The organism is Agrococcus terreus (genome assembly GCF_014645235.1).
GTDB lineage: Bacteria > Actinomycetota > Actinomycetes > Actinomycetales > Microbacteriaceae > Agrococcus > Agrococcus terreus.
The window spans coordinates 1,331,938-1,350,912 of record NZ_BMLM01000001.1; the positions used below are offsets into that span (position 1 = coordinate 1,331,938).

Genomic DNA, 18,975 nt, shown 5'->3' on the forward strand with positions numbered 1-18,975 from the left:
CCGTCACAGCACCTGGAGGTCGCTCAGCGACGACAGCTCGCGCGCGAGGCCTCCGCCGTTCGGCGACCACACCCACGGGTGCATCGAGCGGGTGTCGGCGTGCTTGCGGCCTCCGGCGAGCACCGCCTCCTGCGCCGAGAGCTCGCGGATCGCGACGGCGCGCACGTTCTGCGGGTGGCGGTTCGCGAACTCGCCGTAGAGCTCCTCGTCGTGCTGGCCGTCGTCGCCGACGAGCAGCCACCGGACGTCGGGGAACTCGCGCGCGAGCCGCTCGAGCTGCAGCCGCTTGTGCTCCTTGCCGGAGCGGAAGAACCGGTCGTGCGTGGGGCCCCAATCGGTGAGCAGCATCGACCCGGCGGGGTAGAGGTTGCGCGACAGGAAGCGCGACAGCGCCGGCGCCGCGTTCCACGCGCCGGTCGAGAGGTAGATGAAGGGGCTGCCCGGATGCTGCTGCGCGATGCGCTCGTAGAGCACCGCCATGCCCGGTACCGGGGTACGGCCGTGCTCGTCGAGCACGAACGCGTTCCAGGCCGCGAGCAGCGGGCGGGGGAGCGAGGTGACCATGACGGTGTCGTCGATGTCGCTCACGACGCCGAAGCGGGTCGCGGGGTCGACGACGAAGACGGGCGCGGCGACGGGCTGCGAGCCCGCGACCTCGAGGGTGACCTCGCGCCAGCCCGGCTCGAGGCGGATCGGCACGATCGCGTCGACGACGCCGCCGCGGTCGGCGGTGACGACGTGGCGCTCGTCGCCCGCGGCGATCGTCACGTCGACGTCGTTGAGCGCGAGCGACGTGAACGAGCGCCAGCCGCGCACGTTCTCGTACTGCGCGCCGCGCTCGGCGCCCGGCTCGACGAGCAGCACGCGCGCGAGCACGCGCACCCAGCCGTCGCCGCCGTAGCCGGGGTAGGCGACGAGCGCCGGGAGGCGGCCGGCGCGGAGCGCGCGCGCCTCCCGCTGCTCGTGCACCCAGTCCTCGATGCGAGCGGCGGTGTGCTTGATGGGCTCGGGGATGCGGGCGAGCGGATCCAGCTCATCCACGGCGACCTCCAGCGCGTCCCGGGGCGGGCGGGACCCGCCAACGACCCTACCGGGTGCGCCGTGCCCCGGTCGCCCGGCCGATGCCCCGAGCGCTCTCCTCAGGCGACCGGCTCGACGAGCCCGGGCCCCTGCTCGCGGACGTTGCCGACCCTCCGGTCGACGACGTGCATCCGCAGCCCGGCCGCGACCTCCGGCGCCTCGGCGAGCACCGCCTCGAGCACGGCCTCGCCCTCCTCCTCGGCGTCGAGCCAGGCGTCGCGCATCGCGGGGGCGACGACGACCGGCATCCGCTCGTGGATGCCGGCGAGCTCGCCCGTCGCCGCGGTGGTGAGGATGGTGGTCGAGAGCAGCCAGGCGCCGTCGGGCTGCTTCCACCAGGCGTAGAGGCCCGCGAACGAGATCGGGGCGTCGCCGTGCACGTAGTGCGGCACCTTCGCGTCGCCCGAGCGCTGCCACTCGTACCAGCCGTCGGCGGGCACGAGCGCCCGGCGCGACTGGACGGCGTCGCGGAACATCGGCTTGGACGCTGCCGTCTCGCCCCGCGCGTTGAAGGCGCGGACGCCGACCGAGACGTCGTCGGCCCAGGCAGGCACGAGCCCCCAGCGGGCGGCCTCGAGCCGCCGCGCGGGCGGCCGGTCGTCGCGCGGCGCGGGCTCCACGACGATCGGCACGGGCGTCGTCGGCGCGATGTTCCAGCTCGCCTCGGGCAGCGCCTCGCCCGCCTCGTCCACCTCGAACAGGGCGACGAGATCCGTCGCGGGAGTCGCCATGACGTACCGACCGCACATGGAGGGCATACTCTCATCGTCAGGTGCCGATGGGCGAGCGCCGGGAACTGGAGGACGAGTGGACGTCGAGACCGGCGAGAGCCACGCCGACGCGCCCGCTGCGGGCACGTGGGCCTCGGCCTCGGTGCCCGTGCGAAACGAGCCCGTGCAGGCTCGGGCGGCGCAGCGCATCGAGGCGCTCCTGGACGCCGCGGCGGCCGTCGTGGAGTCGCACGGCATCGAGCACCTCACCACCGCGCTCGTCGCCGAGCGCGCGGGCGCCTCGATCGGCACCGTCTACCGCTACTTCCCTGACCGCGTCGCGGTGCTCATCGCGCTCGCGGCCCGCAACCAGGAGCGCGTCCGGCTCGCGATCGAGCGCGCGACGCTCGTCGAGCACGAGACCTGGCTGCACGCGATCGACGCGATGATCGACGCCATGGTCGAGGTGTGCCGCACCGAGCCGTCGTTCCGCACGGTGCGCGCGGGCGAGTCGCTCGACCTGGGGCCGAGCACCGCGGAGCCCACGACGCGCGGCATCAACGACGACGTCGAGCGGTACCTCTCGCAGCGCTGGGGCCTGCCGTTCGACGACGCGCGCCGCGAGCACCTCGAACTCTCGATCGGCGCGGTCGACGCCTTCATCAGCTACGCCTTCCTCCGCGACCGCGACGGCGACGAGCGGTACATCGCGCTCGCGCACGAGTGCGCCCGGAAGCACCTCTTCGAGGCCTGGGACGACCCCACGGAGGCCGCCGCGGCATAGCGGCCGCAGGGCGCCTCCACCGCGTCCGGACAGCCCTCCGACAGCGCTCGCATCGCGGATGCGGAGGCGCCGCGGACATATGTCCATGAACCCGCTATCAGACAACGGCGTGTCGTTGCTCCAAGCCTCCTGTGAGAGTTGGATGGAGGTGTCGAAAGGCCCCCATGCACGCCGCAGACCTCGTCCAGGAGCTCGACCCGCTCGCCCTCTCGCGCTGGCAGTTCGGGCTGACGACCGTCTACCACTTCCTCTTCGTGCCGATCACGCTCGGCATGGTGTGGCTCGTCGCCGGCTTCCAGACAGCATGGGTGCGCACGGGCAACGTCGAGTGGCTCCGGCTCACGCACTTCTTCGGCAAGCTCTTCCTCATCAACTTCGCCATCGGCGTCGCGACCGGCATCGTGCAGGAGTTCCAGTTCGGCCTGAACTGGTCGGACTACTCCCGCTTCGTGGGCGACGTGTTCGGCGCCCCGCTCGCGTTCGAGGGGCTCATCGCCTTCTCGTTCGAGGCCACGTTCATCGGCCTCTGGATCTTCGGCTGGGACAAGCTCTCGCCGAAGGTGCACCTGCTGACGATCTACATGGTCGCCCTCGGCACCATGGCCTCCGCGTACTTCATCCTCGCGGCGAACGCGTTCATGCAGAACCCGGTCGGCTTCGTCGTCAACGAGGCACGGCAGCGCGCGGAGCTCACCGACATCGGCGCGGTGCTCACGAACCCGGTGCTGCTCGCGTCGTTCCCGCACACGATGTTCTCCGCGGTCATGGTCGCCGGCGCCGTCATGGTGGGCGTGAGCGCCTGGCACCTCAAGCGCGCGCAGCACATCGACAGCATGCGCCGCTCGCTGCGCGTGGGCCTGCTGGCCGTGCTCGGCGGCGGGATGCTCACCTTCGTCACCGGAGACATGGTCTCGCTCGCGATGGTCGCCGCCCAGCCCATGAAGATGGCGGCGGCGGAGGCCCTGTACGCCACCTCGTCCGGCTACGACGCCTCCTTCTCGCTCTTCAGCCTCGGCACGCCCGACGGCGAGCACGAGATCTTCTCGGTGCGGGTGCCCTACCTGCTCGCGTTGCTCTCCACCCACGACCCGCTCGGCACCGTCGAGGGCATCGACGACCTCCAGGCGGAGTACAGCGCCCTCTACGGGCCCGGCGACTACACGCCGATCATCTGGGTGACCTACTGGTCGTTCCGCTGGATGATGGGCCTCGGCTTCCTCTCGTTCGGCATCGCGCTCGTGGGCCTGTGGCTCACCCGGAAGGGCCGGATCGACCTGCCGAGGTGGGTGTGGACGATCGCCATCTGGAGCCTTCCGCTGCCGCTGCTCGGCATGACGGTCGGCTGGATCTTCACCGAGATGGGCCGCCAGCCGTGGCTGGTGTTCTCGCAGATGCGCACCGAGGACGGCGTGAGCCCGGGCGTGACAGGCGCCGACGTGCTCATGTCGCTCATCGCCTTCACCGCGATCTACGGGATCCTCCTCGTCATCGAGTTCCGGCTCATGCAGAGGGCGGCCCAGAAGGGGCCCGCCGAGGCCCCCGAGCTCGACGACGCCGGCAAGCCCGCCAAGCCCGTGACGGTCTACTAGGAGCCCCGCCGTGGATCTGCCCCTCGTCTGGTTCGCCATCGTCGGACTCATGTTCGTCGCGTACTTCATGCTCGACGGCTTCGACTTCGGCGTCGGCCTCTCGCTGCCCATCCTCGGCCGCACCGACGGCGAGCGCCGCCGCATCATCAACGCCATCGGGCCCGTCTGGGACCTCAACGAGACGTGGGTGATCGTCGCCGGCGCCGCCCTCTTCGCCGCGTTCCCCGAGTGGTACGCGACGATGTTCTCGGGCTTCTTCCACGCGCTCGTCGTGCTGCTGCTGGGCCTCATCGTGCGGGCGGTCTCGTTCGAGTTCCGGCACCAGCGCGACTCCGCCCGCTGGCGCGCGGGCTGGGACGCCTGCATCGTCGCCGGATCCGCCATCCCCGCGGTCATCTGGGGCGTCGCGTTCGCGAACCTCGCGCAGGGCGTGCCGATGGAGCCGCACCAGGGCGGTGCGCTCGTGACGGGCGGGCTGCTCGCGCTGCTGAGCCCCTACGCCCTGCTCGGCGGCGCGACCACGCTCGTGCTCTTCCTCGCGCACGGAACGGTGTTCCTGTCGCTCAAGACCGACGGCGAGCTCAAGGCGAGCGCCCACCGGCTCGCGGGCCGAGCCCTGCTCGGCGCGCTCGTGCTCGCCGCGCTCTTCCTCGGCTGGACGGTCGTGCAGCACCCGTCGCCGCTCGTGGTCGTCCTCGCGGTGCTCGCGGCGGTGACGCTCGCGGGCGCGTGGCTCGCGAACCGCGCCGAGCGCGACGGCCGCGCGTTCGCGCTCACGGCCGCGACGGTCGCGCTCGCGGTCGGCACGCTGCTCGCGACGCTCCTCGTGCGCGAAGGCGGCCCGTTCGTGATGCCGGCCTCGAACCCGGCCGGCGACTTCGTGGGCCTCACGGTCGCGAACGCGTCGTCGAGCCCGTACACGCTCGAGGTCATGACGTGGGCCGCGGTCTTCTCGTTGCCCGTCATCGCGGCGTACCAGATCTGGACGTACTGGGTGTTCCGCAAGCGCATCACGGCCGACCACGTCGGGGCGGCGCACTGACCGTGCCCGCCCGCGCGTCGGAGGCCCCGGCGGCCGAGGCTCCCGCGAGCGAGCCGGTCGCGCCTCCCCGCACGCCGCGCGCGCCGCTCGACCCGAGGCTGCTGCGCCACGCCCGCGCCGTCCGCGGGCACCTGGGCGCGGAGGCGCTCGTCGCGCTCGTGCAGGCGGTCGCGACCGTGGGCTTCGCCTGGTGGGCCGGGCACGCCATCGCCGGCGTCGTGCAGGGCGCCGACCCTGCCGCGATCGCGCCCGACCTGCGGGCGGCGGGCGCCGCGGCGCTCGTGCGCGCGGCCTGCGCGTGGCTGTCGGGCTCGATGGCACCGGCCGCCGCGGCGCGGGTGCAGTCGCAGCTGCGCGCAGCGGCGCTCGCCCGCATCGGCGCCCACGGCAGCCCGGTCGGCGCGGCGGATGCGGCCACGGCGCTCGGGCCCGGGCTCGCGGCGCTCGACGGCTGGTTCGGGCAGTTCCTGCCGCAGCTCGTGCGCACGGCGGTCGTGACGCCGATCGTCGTCGCGGCGCTGTGGCTGCAGGACGCGTTCAGCGGCATCGCGGTGCTCGTGTGCCTGCCGCTCATCCCCGTCTTCATGGTGCTCATCGGCATGGCGACCGAGAAGGTGCAGCGAGACCAGTGGACGGCCACGCGGCGCCTCGCGCGCTCATGGCTCGACACGCTCGAGGGGCTCGCGACGCTGCGGCTCTACGGGCGCGACCGCCGCGCCGAGCGCCGCGTCGCCGCGCTGAGCGACGAGCACCGCACCCGCACGATGGCGGTGCTGCGCGTCTCGTTCGTGTCGTCGATGGTGCTCGAGCTCGCCGGCAGCCTCGCGATCGCGCTCGTCGCGGTCTCGGTCGGCGTGCGGCTCGTGCAGGGTGACATGGCCGTCGCGCTCGCGTTCAGCGTGCTCATCCTCGTGCCCGACGCGTTCCTGCCGATCCGCTCGGTGGGCGCCGCCTTCCACGCCTCGACCGAGGGGCTCGAGGCGTCGCGCGCCGTGCTCGACCTGATCGACGCCCCGGACGCGCCCGCGCGGCTGGCGGCGGCAGCCGGATCCGGCCTCGTCGTCGACGGGCTGGAGGTGCGCCGCGGCGAGCGATGGCTGCCGGCGGTCTCGCTGCGCGCCGCGCCGGGCGAGCTCGTGGCGCTGGCCGGGCCGTCGGGCGCGGGCAAGACGAGCCTGTTCGCGGCGCTCCTCGGCCTCGCGCCCTCGCGCGGCGCGGCCGGCCTCGACGGAGCGCCGCTCGCCGGCACCGACCTCGCCTGGGCGCCGCAGGGCGCGTGGGACGCGGTCGTCACCGGCACCGTGCGCGAGAACCTGGCGCTCGGTGCCGCGCAGGCCGACGACGCGGCGCTCGAGGCCGCGCTCGAGCGGGCGGGCATCGCCGTGCCGCTCGCGGCGCGCCTCGAGCCCGCGACCGGCGGCTCGCTCGGGCTCTCGGGCGGGCAGGCGCAGCGCGTCGTGCTCGCGCGGGCGCTCCACCGCGCCGCCACCGGGGCGCGCGTGCTGCTCGCCGACGAGCCGACGAGCGCGCTCGACGCCGCGAGCGAGGCGCGCGTGCTCGCGGGGCTGCGCGCCGCCGCCGACGACGGCGCGATCGTGCTCGTCGCGAGCCACCGCGCCGCGGTGCTCGCGGCCGCCGACCGGGTCGTGCGGGTGGGGGAGCGATGAGCGCGCACGCGAGCGAGAGGTCGGCCGCGTCCGCGCCGCCGACGGCCGCGCGGCGCACGACCGGCCGCGATGTGCTGCGCTCCCTCGGGCAGCGGCGCGCGATGGCCGGCGGCATCGCCGCGGCTGCCCTCACGGCGACCCTCGCGATCGCGCTGCTCGGCACGGCCGGCTGGCTGCTCGCCGCCGCCTCCTCCCAGCCGCCGATCCTCCACCTGCAGCTCGCGATCGTCGGCGTGCGCGCCTTCGCGATCGGCCGCGCCGCGGGCCGCTACCTCGAGCGGCTCGTCTCGCACGACGCGGCGTTCCGGATGCTCGGCGCGGCCCGCGGCGCGGCCTTCGCGGCGCTCCGGCCCGTCGCGCCCGTCGGCCTGGGCCGCTCGAGCGAGCTCATGCCGCGGCTCGTCGGCGACGTCGACCGCCTGCAGGACCACCCGCTCCGCGTCGTCGGGCCGCTCACGGCGAGCGGCATCGCCGTCGGCCTCGCGATCGCGACGGTCACCTGGATCCTGCCCGCCGCGGGGCTGGCGCTGCTCGTCGCGGTGCTCGTGGCGGGCGGCGCCTCGGCGTGGCTCACCCACCGCATCGCCGGCCGCGCCGATGCGACGCTCGGCCCGCTCCGGTCGCGCCTGGCCGCGATGCTCGTCGATCACGTGCGCGCGCTCGACCTGCTGCGCGCCTACGGCGCCGAGGAGGGCCGCCGCGCCGAGCTGCTCGCGCTCGACGCGCGCATCGCGCGCAGCGCCCGCCGGCAGGCGATCGCCGCCGGCGCCGGCGGCGGGGTGCTCGCGCTCGCCGCCGGCGGCAGCGTCGTCGTCGCGACCGCGATCGTCGCGCCCGAGGTCGCGTCGGGCGGGCTCCCGGGCCCGCTCGCGGCCCTCGTGGCGCTCATCGGGCTCGCCGTGTTCGAGGTGTGGGGCGCCGTGCCGCCGGCCGTCATCGCGTGGCGCGAATCGCGCGCGGCCGCGGAGCGCGTCGCCGAGGCGATGCCGACGCCCGAGGCCGCCGCCGCGGTCCCCGCCGAGGCCGGATCCGACGAGGCGCCCGAGGGCGCGCTCGAGCTCGACGGGCTGCAGGCGGCATGGCCGGGCCGCGGTCCCGCCTTCGCGCCGGTCTCGTTGCGCGCGGAGCCCGGCGAGACCGTCGCGGTCGTCGGCGCCTCCGGGGCGGGCAAGTCGACGCTCGGGATGGCGCTCGTGCGGCTCCTCGAGTCGACCGGCGGCTACCGGGTCGGCGGCGTCGACGTGCGCGGGATCGCGCCCGACGCGCTCCGCCGCTCGGTGCTGCTCGTCGAGCAGCGGCCGCACATCTTCGACGAGACGCTCGAGCAGAACCTGCGCTTCGCCCGGCCGGACGCGACCGCCGACGAGCTGTGGGCGGTGCTCGTCCGCGTCGGCCTCGACGCCTGGGCCCGCGAGCGCGACGGCCTCGACACGCAGCTCGGCGAGCGCGGCGGGCTCGTCTCGGGCGGGCAGGCGCAGCGCATCGCGCTCGCCCGCGCGCTGCTCGCGGATGCCCGCATCCTCGTGCTCGACGAGCCCACCGCCTCCGTCGACCGCGAGCTCGCCGAGCCGCTGCTGCGCGAGATCCTCGCGGCGGCCGCGGGCGAGGGGCGCATCGTGCTCGCCATCGGCCACATGCCGCTGCCCGCGGGGCTCGCGCACCGCGCGCTCCGCGTGGAGGCGGCCGGCGCCTGAGACCGGGACGCGCCCGGCCCGTCCTCGCGCTCAGGCGCGGCGGTCGCCGTCGGCCGGCGTCGACGGCGTGCGCGCGATCGCGTCGGTCGCGCTCGCGCCGCTGCCGCCCGCGGCATCCGGCTCGTCGTCGGCCATGTGCCGCGCCTCGAGGCGCGTGAGCAGCCGCTTCACGAGGTAGACCGCGAGCACGAAGACGAGGATGACCGCGACCATCACGTAGCCGGCGCCGTGGAGGCGCTCGGAGAGCTCGCGGTAGGTGCCGCCGGCGAGCCAGCCGGCGGTCGCGTAGGCGGTGCCCCAGAGGAGGCAGGCGGGGATCGTCCACGCGAGGAAGCGCCGGTACGGCATGCGCGACGCGCCCGCGATGAGCGGCACGAGGGAGTGCGCCACCGGCAGGAAGCGCGAGAGGAAGATGGCGATGCCCCCGCGGCGCGAGAGATAGCGCTCGGTGCGGGCCCAGCGGAGCGCCGCCCTCGGCCAGCGCCTGCCGAGGTACCGCTCGATCCACGGGCCCAGCCAGCGCCCGATGGCGAAGCCGATGCTCTCGCCCGCGATCGCGCCGGCGAGCGTCGCGCCGATGAGCCCGAGCCACCACTGCCACTCCTCGATGGCGAGCGCTGCGACGATCACGATCGTGTCGCCCGGCACCACGAGGCCCAGCAGCACGCTCGTCTCGAGCAGCATCGCGAGGCCTGCGAGCAGGGTGCGCAGGAGCGGGTCGATGCCGCCGACGGTGTCGAGGAGGACGTCGATCCACTGGTCGATCACCGCGCGGCCCCGATCGGTCGCGTGCGGAGGCCGTCGAGCCGCGCCCGCCAGGCGGCGGCGCGCGTGGGGGCGGCGAGCGTCGGACCGCCGTGCCAGCGGCCGATGGCGCGGATGCCGCGGAGCGCGTTCGCGAGCCACACCTCGCAGCCCTCGAGGTCGGCGGGCGCGGCGGCGGCCTCCACGACGGGCGTGCCGTCGAGCCGCGCGAGCTCGGCGAGCACGGCCGCGGTCACGGAGGGCAGCCGCACGACGTCGGCCGGCGGCACGTGCAGCACGCCGTCGCGCCACCACAACAGCGCCGACCACGCGCCCTCGGCGAGCCGTCCGCCAGGCGCGAGCACGGGCTCCACGGGCGCGCCGACCCGCTCGGACTCCTCGCGCTGGAGGGCGGCGAGCGCGAGCAGATCGGGCCCCTTCGTCAGCGGATGCGCACGCGGGTCGCCGGCGGCCGTCACGACGTCGACCGAGTCCTGCACGGGCGGCGCGGGACGGATCCGGAGGCGGATGCCGCCCGGCGTCAGGTCGACGCGCGGCGACCAGCGCCCCGCGGGCACGAGCGCCGTCGAGGCGCGCACGGCTGCCCGGGCGTCGAGCGCGTCGCCGCCGGCCGCGTCGACCGAGCCGGCGAAGCGCTGCGCGTGGCGGTCGAGCGCGAGCACCCGCCCGTCGACGACGAGCCAGGAGTCGGCGACGAGCGTGGCGGCGTCGATGTCGGCGGCAGTCGGCTCGGCGTCATCGCTCTCCGCGGCGGCGTCGTCGACCGGCTCGAGCGCCGAGCCCGTCCACGCCCACGCGGCGGCCTGCGGTGGCGCCCCGGCGGCGGCGCCGTCGGCGGTCGGTCGGGCGGGCGCGCTCATAGGATCGAGCGTATGCCAGCCTCATCGGCGCCGCTCCTGCCGCACCTCGGCGCCCGCTGGGCGGCCGAGGTCGCGACGACGCCCGAGGCCGCGTTCGCGGCGCTCGAGGCGGGCGGCGGCGACGTCGTGTGGCTCGACTCGTCGTCCGAGGGCTCGCACGTGGTCGGCGTCGGCTCGCACCGGCTCGTGGTGCGCGACGGCGCCGCGGCGCTCGACGGCCGCCCGGTCGACGGCGACGCGGTCGCCGCGCTCGAGGCCGCCCGAGCCGCCCTGCCGGGCGCATGGGTCGGCTGGTTCGGCTTCGAGGCGGGCGTGCGGATGCTGGGGCTCGACCCGGTCGGGCCGGCGCGGTTCCCCGAGGCGGCCTGGCTGCTGCTCGACCGCTGGGTCGTGCTCGCCGACGGGCGCGCGCAGCTGCAGTCGCGCTTCGGCGAGGCGTGGTCGCTGCCCGCGGCGGCCGCGCCGCGCACCGCATCCGAGCTCGGCCGTCCCGAGCCCGCCTCCCTGGAGCCGTCCCGACTCGACCCGGCGCTGCTCGCCTGGCGCGACGACGACGCCGGCTACGCCGCGAAGGTCGACCGCTGCCGCGCGCTCATCCGCGACGGCCACTCCTACGTGCTGTGCCTCACGACCGCGATCGAGGCGCCGCCGATCGACCCCGTCGCGACCCACGCGCGCCTCCGCGCCGCGAGCCCCGTGCACCACGGCGGGCTGCTGCGGATCGCGGGCACGACGCTCTCGAGCGCGAGCCCGGAGACGTTCCTGCGGGTCGATGGCGGCGTCGCGATCACGCGCCCCATCAAGGGCACGCGCCGCCGCGGCGCCGGCCACGTCGCGGGCGATGACGCGGCGCTCGCCCGCGAGCTGCACGAGAGCGAGAAGGAGCGCGCCGAGAACGTCATGATCGTCGACCTCTGCCGCAACGACCTGCAGCGCGTGTGCGAGCCGGGCTCGGTCGCGGTCACGAGCCTGCTCGCGGTCGAGTCGTACCCGACGGTGCACCAGCTCGTCTCGACCGTCGAGGGGCGCCTGCTGCCGGGCCGGGGCCCGCTCGACGCCGTGCGCTCGCTCTTCCCGGCGGGGTCGATGACGGGCGCGCCGAAGCGCCGCACGGTCGAGCTGCTCGCCGAGCTCGAGGGCGCGCCGCGCGGCGTGTACTCGGGATGCTTCGGCGTCGTCGCGGGGGAGACCTGCCAGCTCGCGATGGTCATCCGGAGCGTCGTCGCGGATGCGGACGGCGCCCACATCGGCGTCGGTGGCGGCATCACCGCGCTGTCGGAGCCGGCCGCCGAGGTCGAGGAGCTGCACGTGAAGGCGGCCGCGCTCATCGCGTCCCTCGTCCCCGCCTCCTGAGCTCAGCTGCGGGGGTCGGCCTCCGCGATCGCCGCGATGCGCGCCAAGCGGGCGTCCCAGCCCCGGCCGATGGCGTCGAGCCGGTCGGCGAGCGCCGAGAGGCTCGCGCCGAGCGCCCGGTAGCGCACGGCCCGGCCGTCGCGCTCGGCCGCGACGAGCCCGGCCTGCTCGAGCACCGCGAGGTGCTTCGCGATCGCCTGCCGCGACACGGGCAGCTCGCGCGCGAGGTCGCTCGCCGACCGCGGGCTTGCGCCCAGCAGGCCCAGGATCGCCCAGCGCGTGTCGTCGGCGAGCGCGGCGAGCTGCGCGACGGGCGCCGGCGCGCTCACCGCGCCGCCGCCGCGTCGATGCGGCCGGCCGCCGCATCCAGCACGTGCCGCCGCAGCCCGTCGAGCACGAGCTCCCAGCCGCGCGCGTTCTGCTGCATGCGGTCGCCGCGGCCCTCCTCGGGGGTGCGCAGCCATCCCCACTCGACCACCGTCACGCGCGTGCCGCGCGGCGAGGGCTCGAGGTCGAAGCGCACGTCCGCCGCGGTCGGCCCCGGCTCCGCCTCGCCCAGCTCGCCCCAGCGGAACGCGAGCGTGCGCGGCGCATCCGCGATCCGGATCGCGAGCGGGAACGTCTGCCCCTCCCAGGCGAACGTGCCCGTGACGCCCGCCCGCATGCCGCCGGGGAAGTCGGCTGGATGCCCCCACCACGCCTCGATCGCGTCGGGATCGGTGAGGTGCGCCCACACCTCCTCGGGCGCGGCCTCGACCTCGAGCGTGCGGGCGATCGTGCCCGCGACCGGGTCGACGGTCGAGGCCATCCAGTGCCGCGCGATCGAGCCGAGCAGCTCGTCGAGCTCGGAGGTCCAGCCGCGCCGGTTGTCCTCGAGGGCCGCGCGCCGGGCGGCGGCGTCCTCGATGCGCTCGAAGCCGACCTCGACGACGGTGAGCCGCGTCACGTCGCCGTCGCGCACGAGCTCGAACGACGCGGTGGTGGAGTTGTCGGGCCGGATCGGCTCGCCCGGCACGCCCCAGGTGAACGCGAAGGCGCTCGGACGCTCGTGCCGGTCGATCCGCACGGGGTAGAGGCCCGCGTCGCTCCAGCCGAAGGTGCCGGTGGCGCCCGCGTGCACGCCGTCCGGGAAGTCGGCGGTCTCGCCGAACCACTCCGCCATGCGGGCGGGCTCCGTGAGCGCCTCCCAGACGGCGAAGATCGGCGCCCGCACCTCGATCGTGCGCGTCACGCGCATCGCCTGCTCGTCGATGGATGCCGCTGCCTCGTGGACCACGTCCGCCTCCTGCAATCGTCGGGTTGCAGGACACGGTAGGCCGTGCAGTGTCGATCCGCAACCCTAGGGTTGCAGGAGGTCAGGCCCGGAGGCCCTCCGCGAGCTCCACCAGCTCGTCGAGCTCCACCGTCCAGCCGGCCGCGAGCGCCCGCAGCGCCTCGCGCTTCGACGCGTCGTCGCCGTCGAGCGGGAAGCCCGACTCCACGAGGTGCACCTGCGTGCCGCCCGGCGCGTCCTGCAGCTCGATGTCGACGACCGATGCGCGGTCCGACAGGATGCCCTCCGCCCACGAGAAGGCGACGCGCGTCTGCGGCTCCACGGCGAGGAAGCGGGCGGCGAGCACGACCTCGCCCGTCCAGGCGAAGCGGCCCGTCGCGCCCTCGGCGACGCCGTCGGGGAAGGCGGCGATGTCGCCCAGCCAGCGGGCGAGCAGCTCCGGCTCGGTGAGGCAGCGCCACACCGCGGCGCGAGGGGCGTCGACGGCGACGATGCGGGTGACGCGGGCCGCGGGCACGTCGACGGTCGCGGGCGGGTTCTCGAAGTCCGGCACCCGACGACCTCCCTCCATGGCGTCGCCCCCGATCCTGCCACGACCGGGCCGCCCCGGCCCGACGTAGGATGGTGAGTCGTCGTGCCGCCTCCGGCCGACGTCCTCCAGGAGCTGAGCGTGACCGACGAGACCTACGACTTCGCCCGCATCCAGCAGCGTTGGCTGCCCGTGTGGGACCGCATCCGACCCTTCGCGACCGACGACGAGACCGACTCGCGGCCGCGCAAGTACGTGCTCGACATGTTCCCGTACCCCTCGGGCGACCTCCACATGGGGCACGCCGAGTCGTACGCGTACGGCGACGTGCTCGCGCGCTACTGGCGCCAGCAGGGCTTCAACGTGCTGCACCCGATCGGCTGGGACTCCTTCGGCCTGCCGGCCGAGAACGCCGCCATCCGCCGCGGCATCGACCCGAAGGCGTGGACCCTCGACAACATCGAGCAGCACAAGCGCTCGATGCGCCAGTACGCCACCGCGTTCGACTGGGACCGCATCCTGCACACGAGCGACCCCGGCTACTACAAGTGGAACCAGTGGCTGTTCCTCGAGCTCTACAAGGCGGGCCTCGCGTACCGGAAGCCGTCGAACGTCAACTGGTGCCCCAAGGACCAGACGGTGCTCGCGAACGAGCAGGTCATCGACGGCCTCTGCGAGCGCTGCGATACCCCGGTCGTCAAGAAGAAGCTCACGCAGTGGTACTTCAAGATCACCGACTACGCCGACCGCCTGCTCGACGACCTCAACCAGCTCGAGGGCCGCTGGCCCGAGAAGGTGCTGCGCATGCAGCGCAACTGGATCGGCCGCTCCGAGGGCGCCGAGGTCGAGTTCGAGATCGAGGGCCGCGCCGCGCGCGTGCCCGTCTTCACGACGCGCCCCGACACGCTCTACGGCGCGACCTTCCTCGTCGTCGCCCCCGACTCCGACCTCGCTGCCGAGCTGGCTGCCGGCTCGGACGACGCGGCGGTGCGGATGCGCTTCCAGGACTACCTGGAGCAGGTCGGCCGCATGACCGAGATCGACCGGCAGAACGCCGAGCGCCCGAAGACGGGCGTCGACCTCGGCCGCGTCGCGATCCACCCGATCACGGGCGAGCGGCTGCCCATCTGGGCCGCTGACTACGTGCTCGCCGACTACGGCCACGGTGCGGTCATGGCCGTGCCCGCGCACGACCAGCGCGACCTCGACTTCGCGCGCGCCTTCGACCTGCCCATCAAGGTGGTCGTCGACACGAACGCGCCCGTCACGGGCGTCATGCCGATGATCCCGCTCGACGACGACGGCAACGCCGTCTGGCCGGAGGAGGTGCCCGCGCTCGACCCCGCGTCGACCGGCGAGGCGCTCTCGGGCGACGGCCGCCTCATCAACTCGGGCGAGCTGGACGGCCTGTCGAAGACCCACGCGATCGGGCGGATGATCCAGCTGCTCGAGGCGAAGGGCGTCGGCCGCGCGGCCAAGACCTACCGCCTGCGCGACTGGCTCATCTCGCGCCAGCGGTACTGGGGCACCCCGATCCCGATCATCCACACGGCCGACGGGCAGGAGGTGCCGGTGCCGCTCGAGCAGCTGCCGGTCGAGCTGCCCGACTCCGCCGGGCTCGACCTCACGCCGAAGGGCGCGAGCCCGCTCGGCGCGGCCGAGGAGTGGGCGACGGTGCCCTCGCCGATCGACGGCACGCCGGCCCGCCGCGACCCGGACACGATGGACACGTTCGTCGACTCGTCCTGGTACTACCTGCGCTTCCTGAGCCCGAACGACTCGGAGCGCCCGTTCGACCCGAAGCAGGTGGAGCGGTGGGCGCCCGTCGACCGCTACGTCGGCGGCGTCGAGCACGCGATCCTGCACCTGCTGTACGCGCGCTTCATCACGAAGGTGCTCTTCGACCTCGGCCACGTGCCGTTCACGGAGCCGTTCGAGTCGCTGCTCAACCAGGGCATGGTCATCCTCGACGGCGCGAAGATGTCGAAGTCGAAGGGCAACCTCGTCACGCTGTCGGAGGAGCTCGAGCAGTTCGGCGTCGACGCCGTGCGGCTGACGATGTCGTTCGCCGGCCCGCCGGAGGACGACATCGACTGGAAGGACGTCTCGCCGACCGGCTCGCAGAAGTTCCTCGCCCGCGCCTGGCGCCTGTCGAAGGAGCCGCTCGCGAAGCGCGGCACCGACCCGAAGGGCGGCGACCGCGCGCTGCGGCGCGAGACGCACCGCTTCCTCGCCGACGCGCCGGGGCTCGTCGAGGCGCTGAAGTTCAACGTCGTCGTCGCGCGCCTCATGGAGCTGACGAACGCCACCCGCAAGGCCGTCGACGGCGCCGCGGGCGCGGCCGACCCGGCCGTGCGCGAGGCGGTCGAGACGATCGCGCTCGGCCTGTCGCTCTTCGCGCCGTACACGGCCGAGGACATGTGGGCGAACCTGGGCTTCGAGCCGTCGGTCGCGAACGCCGGCTGGCGGAAGGCCGACCGCTCGCTGCTCGTCGAGCAGACCGTCACGGCCGTCGTGCAGGTGAACGGCAAGGTGCGCGACCGCATCGACGTCGCCGCCGACATCGACGCCGACGAGCTCGAGCGCCTCGCGCGCGAGCTGCCCGGCGTCGTGCGCACGGTGGGCGAGTCGGAGGTGCGGCACGCGATTGTGCGCGCGCCGCGGCTCGTGAACCTGGTCGTCTGAGGCCCGCCTCCCGCCGCACCGCATCCACAGGTCCGCGCCCCGCCCGCTCCGGCAGGCGGGGCGCGGCCGTACCGTCGCGGCGTGGTCGGGATGGGCGGTGACGGGGGAGCGCGGCTCGGCGACGGCGGCTCGCGCTGGCGGCTGGGCGCCGGCGCCGCGGTGCTGCTCGTGCTCGGCGCGGTCGCGGGCGGGGTGGTGCAGCAGGTCGCGGGATCGATGGGGCCGGCGCCCGTCGCGGTGACGGCGGAGGCGGTGGATCCGGCGGCGTCGGAGGCGGCGCTCGTCGTCGACGTGCAGGGCGCGGTCGCGGAGCCGGGCGTCTACCGGCTGCCGACGGGCGCGCGCGTGCTCGACGCGATCGCCCGCGCCGGGGGAGCGGCCGAGGGCGCGGCGCCCGGCGGGCTGAACCTCGCGCGGCCCGTCGTCGACGGCGAGCAGCTGCTCGTGCCGACCGAGGAGGAGGTCGAGGCGGCAGCGACGGCCGCGCCAGGCGGCGCGGGAGGCGCGCCGGGCGGCCTCGTGTCGCTCAACCGCGCCGACGGCGCGGCGCTCGAGACGCTGCCGCGCGTCGGACCCGCGCTCGCCGGCGCGATCCTCGCGCACCGCGAGGAGCACGGCCCGTTCACGACGATCGAGCAGCTCGACGACGTGCCCGGCATCGGGCCGGCCCTGCTCGCCCAGCTGACGCCGCTCGTCACGCTCTGAGGCACGGGATGCGGCCGGGGATGCACGACCTGCGGCTCGCGATCCCCGTCGGCGTGGCGTGGGCCGTGCTCGCGGCGGCGTCGGCGGATGCGTCGTGGCTGCCGGGCGCGGCGACGGCCGCGGCGCCCGTGGCGGTCGCGCTGCTGCTCGTCGCCGCGCGAGCATCCGAACGAGCGGCATCCGTGCTGCGGCTCGCGGCCGTGGGCGTCGGCCTCGCGGGAGTGCTGCTCGTCGGCGCGTCGGCCGCCGCGGGCGCGGCGCTCGACGGCTGCGACTCGCTGACGCTCGTGCTGCTCGGCGAGGCGCCGCCGGTGGAGGTGCTCGTGGTCGACTGCGACGGGGCCGGCCCGATGCAGCCGGCCATGCTGCTCCGGGCGCCGGACGAGGTCGACGGCGCCCCGCTCGCGATCGGCGCGACCGCGGTCGGCCGCTGCGACGCGTGGCTCGACGGCGCGCGATGGCTCCTCGCCTGCGGCGCGCTCGAGGTGGGCGAGCCGGCGGCCTGGGCCGCGTGGGCGAGCCCGCTGCGCGACGGCCTGCTTGCCGCATCCGCGACCCTGCCGGGCGGTGGCGGAGAGCTGCTCCCGGGCCTGTCGATCGGCGACACGCGGCGGCTCTCGGCGCCGCTCGAGGCCGCGATGCTCGAGACGGGCCTCAGCCATCTCACGGCGGTGTCGGGCGCCAACTGCATCATCGTCGTCGGCGCCGCGTTCCAGGGCGCGGCCGCGCTCGGCGCGCCGCGATGGGCGCGCGTCGCGGCAGCGGGCGGCGCGCTCGCCGGCTTCACCCTGCTCGTCACGCCCGAGCCGAGCGTCGTGCGCGCCGGCACGATGGCCGCGATCGGCCTGCTCGGCATCGCCACCGGCCGCCGCACGGGCGCCGTCGCGCTGCTCGCCCTCGCGGTGCTCGTCGTGCTCGCGACGCAGCCGCACCTCGCGACGAGCCCGGGGTTCGCGCTCTCCGCGCTCGCCACCTGCGGCCTCGTCGTGCATGCGCCGCCGATCGCCCGGGCGCTCGGGCGGTGGCTGCCGATGCCGCTCGCGGCGCTCATCGCCGTGCCGACCGCCGCCCAGCTGTGGTGCCTGCCGGTGCTCGTCGTGCTCGACGCGCAGGTGAGCCTCGTCGCCGTGCTCGCCAACCTCCTCGCGGGACCGGCTGCTCCCGTCGCCACCATCGCGGGCCTCGTCGTCTGCCTCTCCGCGCCGCTCGCGCCGGGCGTCGCCGCAGCCCTCGCGTGGGTCGCATGGCTGCCGTCGGCGTGGATCGCGGGCGTCGCGGAGGTCGCGAGCGGCCTGCCGGCGGCGCAGGCGCCGTGGCCGGGCGCGCCGTGGGGCGCCGTCGCCGCATCCGCGATGCTCGCAGCGATCGTGCTCGGTCACGCGCGCGGGCGGCTGGTGCGCGGCGCCGCGATCGCGGCGGTCGTCGGCGTCGTCGCCTCCGGCACCGCGGCGTGGCCGGCGCTGCGGCTCGGCGCGCTCGCCGACTGGCGCATCGCGCAGTGCGACGTCGGGCAGGGGAGCGCGACGCTCGTGCGGGAGGCGGGCGCCGTCGTGCTCGTCGACGTCGGGCCGGAGGCGGCGCCGCTCGAGCGGTGCCTGCGCACCCTCGGCGTCGACCGCGTCGACCTGCTCGTGCTCACGCACTTCGACCGCGACCACGTCGGCGGCATCGACGCGGTCGTCGGGCGCGTCGGCACCGTCGTGCACGGCCCGCTCGACGACCGTGCCGAGCCGGTCGTCGAGGCGCTGGCCGGCGGGGGAGCGACCGCTGCCGAGGCGGGCCGCGGCGACGCCTGGACGCTCGGCACGATCCGCGTCGAGGCGCTGTGGCCGACGGGGCGAGATGCGCCGGGCAACGACGCGAGCGTCGCCGTGGCCGTCGACGTCCCGGGCGACGGGCTGGAGCTCGTGGTGCTGGGCGACCTGGGGGCGGAGGCGCAGGCGCGGCTGCTGCGCGCGGGCGTGCCCCGCGCATCCGTCGTGGTCGCGGCGCACCACGGCTCCGCCGACCAGCTGCCGGCGCTCTACGGGCAGATCGGCGCCTCGGTCGCGCTCATCGGCGTCGGCCCGAACGACTACGGGCATCCGACCGACGATGCGCTCCGCATCCTGCGCGACGCCGGTGCGGTGAGCCTGCGCACCGACGAGCGCGGCACGGTCGCGCTCGAGATGGGATCAGAGGGCGTGCGCGCGTGGTCGGAGCGCGAGCCGTCCGGCGACGTGGGCGGGCCGCCGTAGGC

General features: G+C 75.6%; 16 protein-coding genes. 9 read left to right on the top strand and 7 right to left on the bottom strand.

Annotated features, from left to right (window positions below):
- Positions 1–3 precede the first annotated feature (3 nt).
- Both IEW90_RS06485 and IEW90_RS06490 read right to left on the bottom strand, forming a co-directional pair.
- The gene (locus IEW90_RS06485; protein ID WP_229679519.1) at positions 4–1,041 is read right to left on the bottom strand and encodes an App1 family protein phosphatidate phosphatase; all 1,038 of its coding nucleotides are present in this window, start codon (positions 1,039–1,041) and stop codon (positions 4–6) included.
- 98 nt (positions 1,042–1,139) lie between these two features.
- On the bottom strand, positions 1,140–1,838 hold the full coding sequence (locus IEW90_RS06490; RefSeq protein WP_308421864.1) for an SOS response-associated peptidase: 699 nt from the start codon (positions 1,836–1,838) through the stop codon (positions 1,140–1,142).
- A gap of 49 nt (positions 1,839–1,887) precedes the next feature.
- On the opposite strand from IEW90_RS06490, the gene IEW90_RS06495 reads away from it, so the two are divergent.
- The 5 genes from IEW90_RS06495 (at position 1,888) to cydC (ending at position 8,566) form a co-directional block, all read left to right on the top strand.
- Complete coding sequence (locus tag IEW90_RS06495) at positions 1,888–2,574, top strand: TetR/AcrR family transcriptional regulator (protein ID WP_188717215.1); 687 nt, start codon at positions 1,888–1,890, stop codon at positions 2,572–2,574.
- A gap of 164 nt (positions 2,575–2,738) precedes the next feature.
- The gene (locus IEW90_RS06500) at positions 2,739–4,163 is read left to right on the top strand and encodes a cytochrome ubiquinol oxidase subunit I (protein ID WP_188717217.1); all 1,425 of its coding nucleotides are present in this window, start codon (positions 2,739–2,741) and stop codon (positions 4,161–4,163) included.
- A 10-nt stretch (positions 4,164–4,173) separates the two neighbouring features.
- Positions 4,174–5,205, top strand: a complete 1,032-nt coding sequence (gene cydB, locus IEW90_RS06505) for a cytochrome d ubiquinol oxidase subunit II (protein WP_188717219.1) — start codon at positions 4,174–4,176, stop codon at positions 5,203–5,205.
- Between the two features lie 2 nt (positions 5,206–5,207).
- The gene (gene cydD, locus IEW90_RS06510; RefSeq protein ID WP_188717221.1) at positions 5,208–6,872 is read left to right on the top strand and encodes a thiol reductant ABC exporter subunit CydD; all 1,665 of its coding nucleotides are present in this window, start codon (positions 5,208–5,210) and stop codon (positions 6,870–6,872) included.
- Complete coding sequence (gene cydC, locus IEW90_RS06515) at positions 6,869–8,566, top strand: thiol reductant ABC exporter subunit CydC (RefSeq protein WP_188717223.1); 1,698 nt, start codon at positions 6,869–6,871, stop codon at positions 8,564–8,566. The genes cydD and cydC overlap by 4 nt, the downstream gene beginning before the upstream one ends.
- Positions 8,567–8,596: 30 nt before the next feature.
- On the opposite strand, the gene IEW90_RS06520 is transcribed toward cydC, so the two are convergent.
- Positions 8,597–9,334, bottom strand: a complete 738-nt coding sequence (locus tag IEW90_RS06520) for a DedA family protein (protein WP_308421865.1) — start codon at positions 9,332–9,334, stop codon at positions 8,597–8,599.
- On the bottom strand, positions 9,331–10,191 hold the full coding sequence (locus IEW90_RS06525) for an aminotransferase class IV (protein WP_188717226.1): 861 nt from the start codon (positions 10,189–10,191) through the stop codon (positions 9,331–9,333). Before IEW90_RS06525 ends, IEW90_RS06520 begins: the two co-directional genes overlap by 4 nt.
- A 12-nt stretch (positions 10,192–10,203) precedes the next feature.
- On the opposite strand from IEW90_RS06525, the gene IEW90_RS06530 reads away from it, so the two are divergent.
- Entirely contained in the window at positions 10,204–11,544 is a 1,341-nt protein-coding gene (locus tag IEW90_RS06530; RefSeq protein ID WP_188717228.1) for an anthranilate synthase component I family protein, read from the top strand.
- A gap of 2 nt (positions 11,545–11,546) precedes the next feature.
- Here the strand turns inward: IEW90_RS06530 and IEW90_RS06535 are convergent, their stop codons facing one another.
- The 3 genes from IEW90_RS06535 to IEW90_RS06545 form a co-directional block, all read right to left on the bottom strand.
- Positions 11,547–11,873 (bottom strand): ArsR/SmtB family transcription factor, encoded by a 327-nt coding sequence (locus IEW90_RS06535; RefSeq protein ID WP_188718120.1) that lies wholly within the window; start codon positions 11,871–11,873, stop codon positions 11,547–11,549.
- Entirely contained in the window at positions 11,870–12,820 is a 951-nt protein-coding gene (locus IEW90_RS06540; protein WP_188717230.1) for an SRPBCC domain-containing protein, read from the bottom strand. The genes IEW90_RS06535 and IEW90_RS06540 overlap by 4 nt, the downstream gene beginning before the upstream one ends.
- 79 nt (positions 12,821–12,899) lie before the next feature.
- Complete coding sequence (locus IEW90_RS06545) at positions 12,900–13,388, bottom strand: SRPBCC family protein (RefSeq protein WP_229679521.1); 489 nt, start codon at positions 13,386–13,388, stop codon at positions 12,900–12,902.
- A 99-nt stretch (positions 13,389–13,487) separates the two neighbouring features.
- On the opposite strand from IEW90_RS06545, the gene leuS reads away from it, so the two are divergent.
- From leuS to IEW90_RS06560, 3 genes are all read left to right on the top strand, one after another.
- The gene (gene leuS / locus IEW90_RS06550) at positions 13,488–16,031 is read left to right on the top strand and encodes a leucine--tRNA ligase (RefSeq protein ID WP_229679522.1); all 2,544 of its coding nucleotides are present in this window, start codon (positions 13,488–13,490) and stop codon (positions 16,029–16,031) included.
- Positions 16,032–16,121: 90 nt separating this feature from the next.
- Entirely contained in the window at positions 16,122–16,736 is a 615-nt protein-coding gene (locus IEW90_RS06555; RefSeq protein ID WP_188718055.1) for a ComEA family DNA-binding protein, read from the top strand.
- Positions 16,737–16,756: 20 nt separating this feature from the next.
- Complete coding sequence (locus IEW90_RS06560; protein WP_188717252.1) at positions 16,757–18,973, top strand: ComEC/Rec2 family competence protein; 2,217 nt, start codon at positions 16,757–16,759, stop codon at positions 18,971–18,973.
- Positions 18,974–18,975 lie beyond the last annotated feature (2 nt).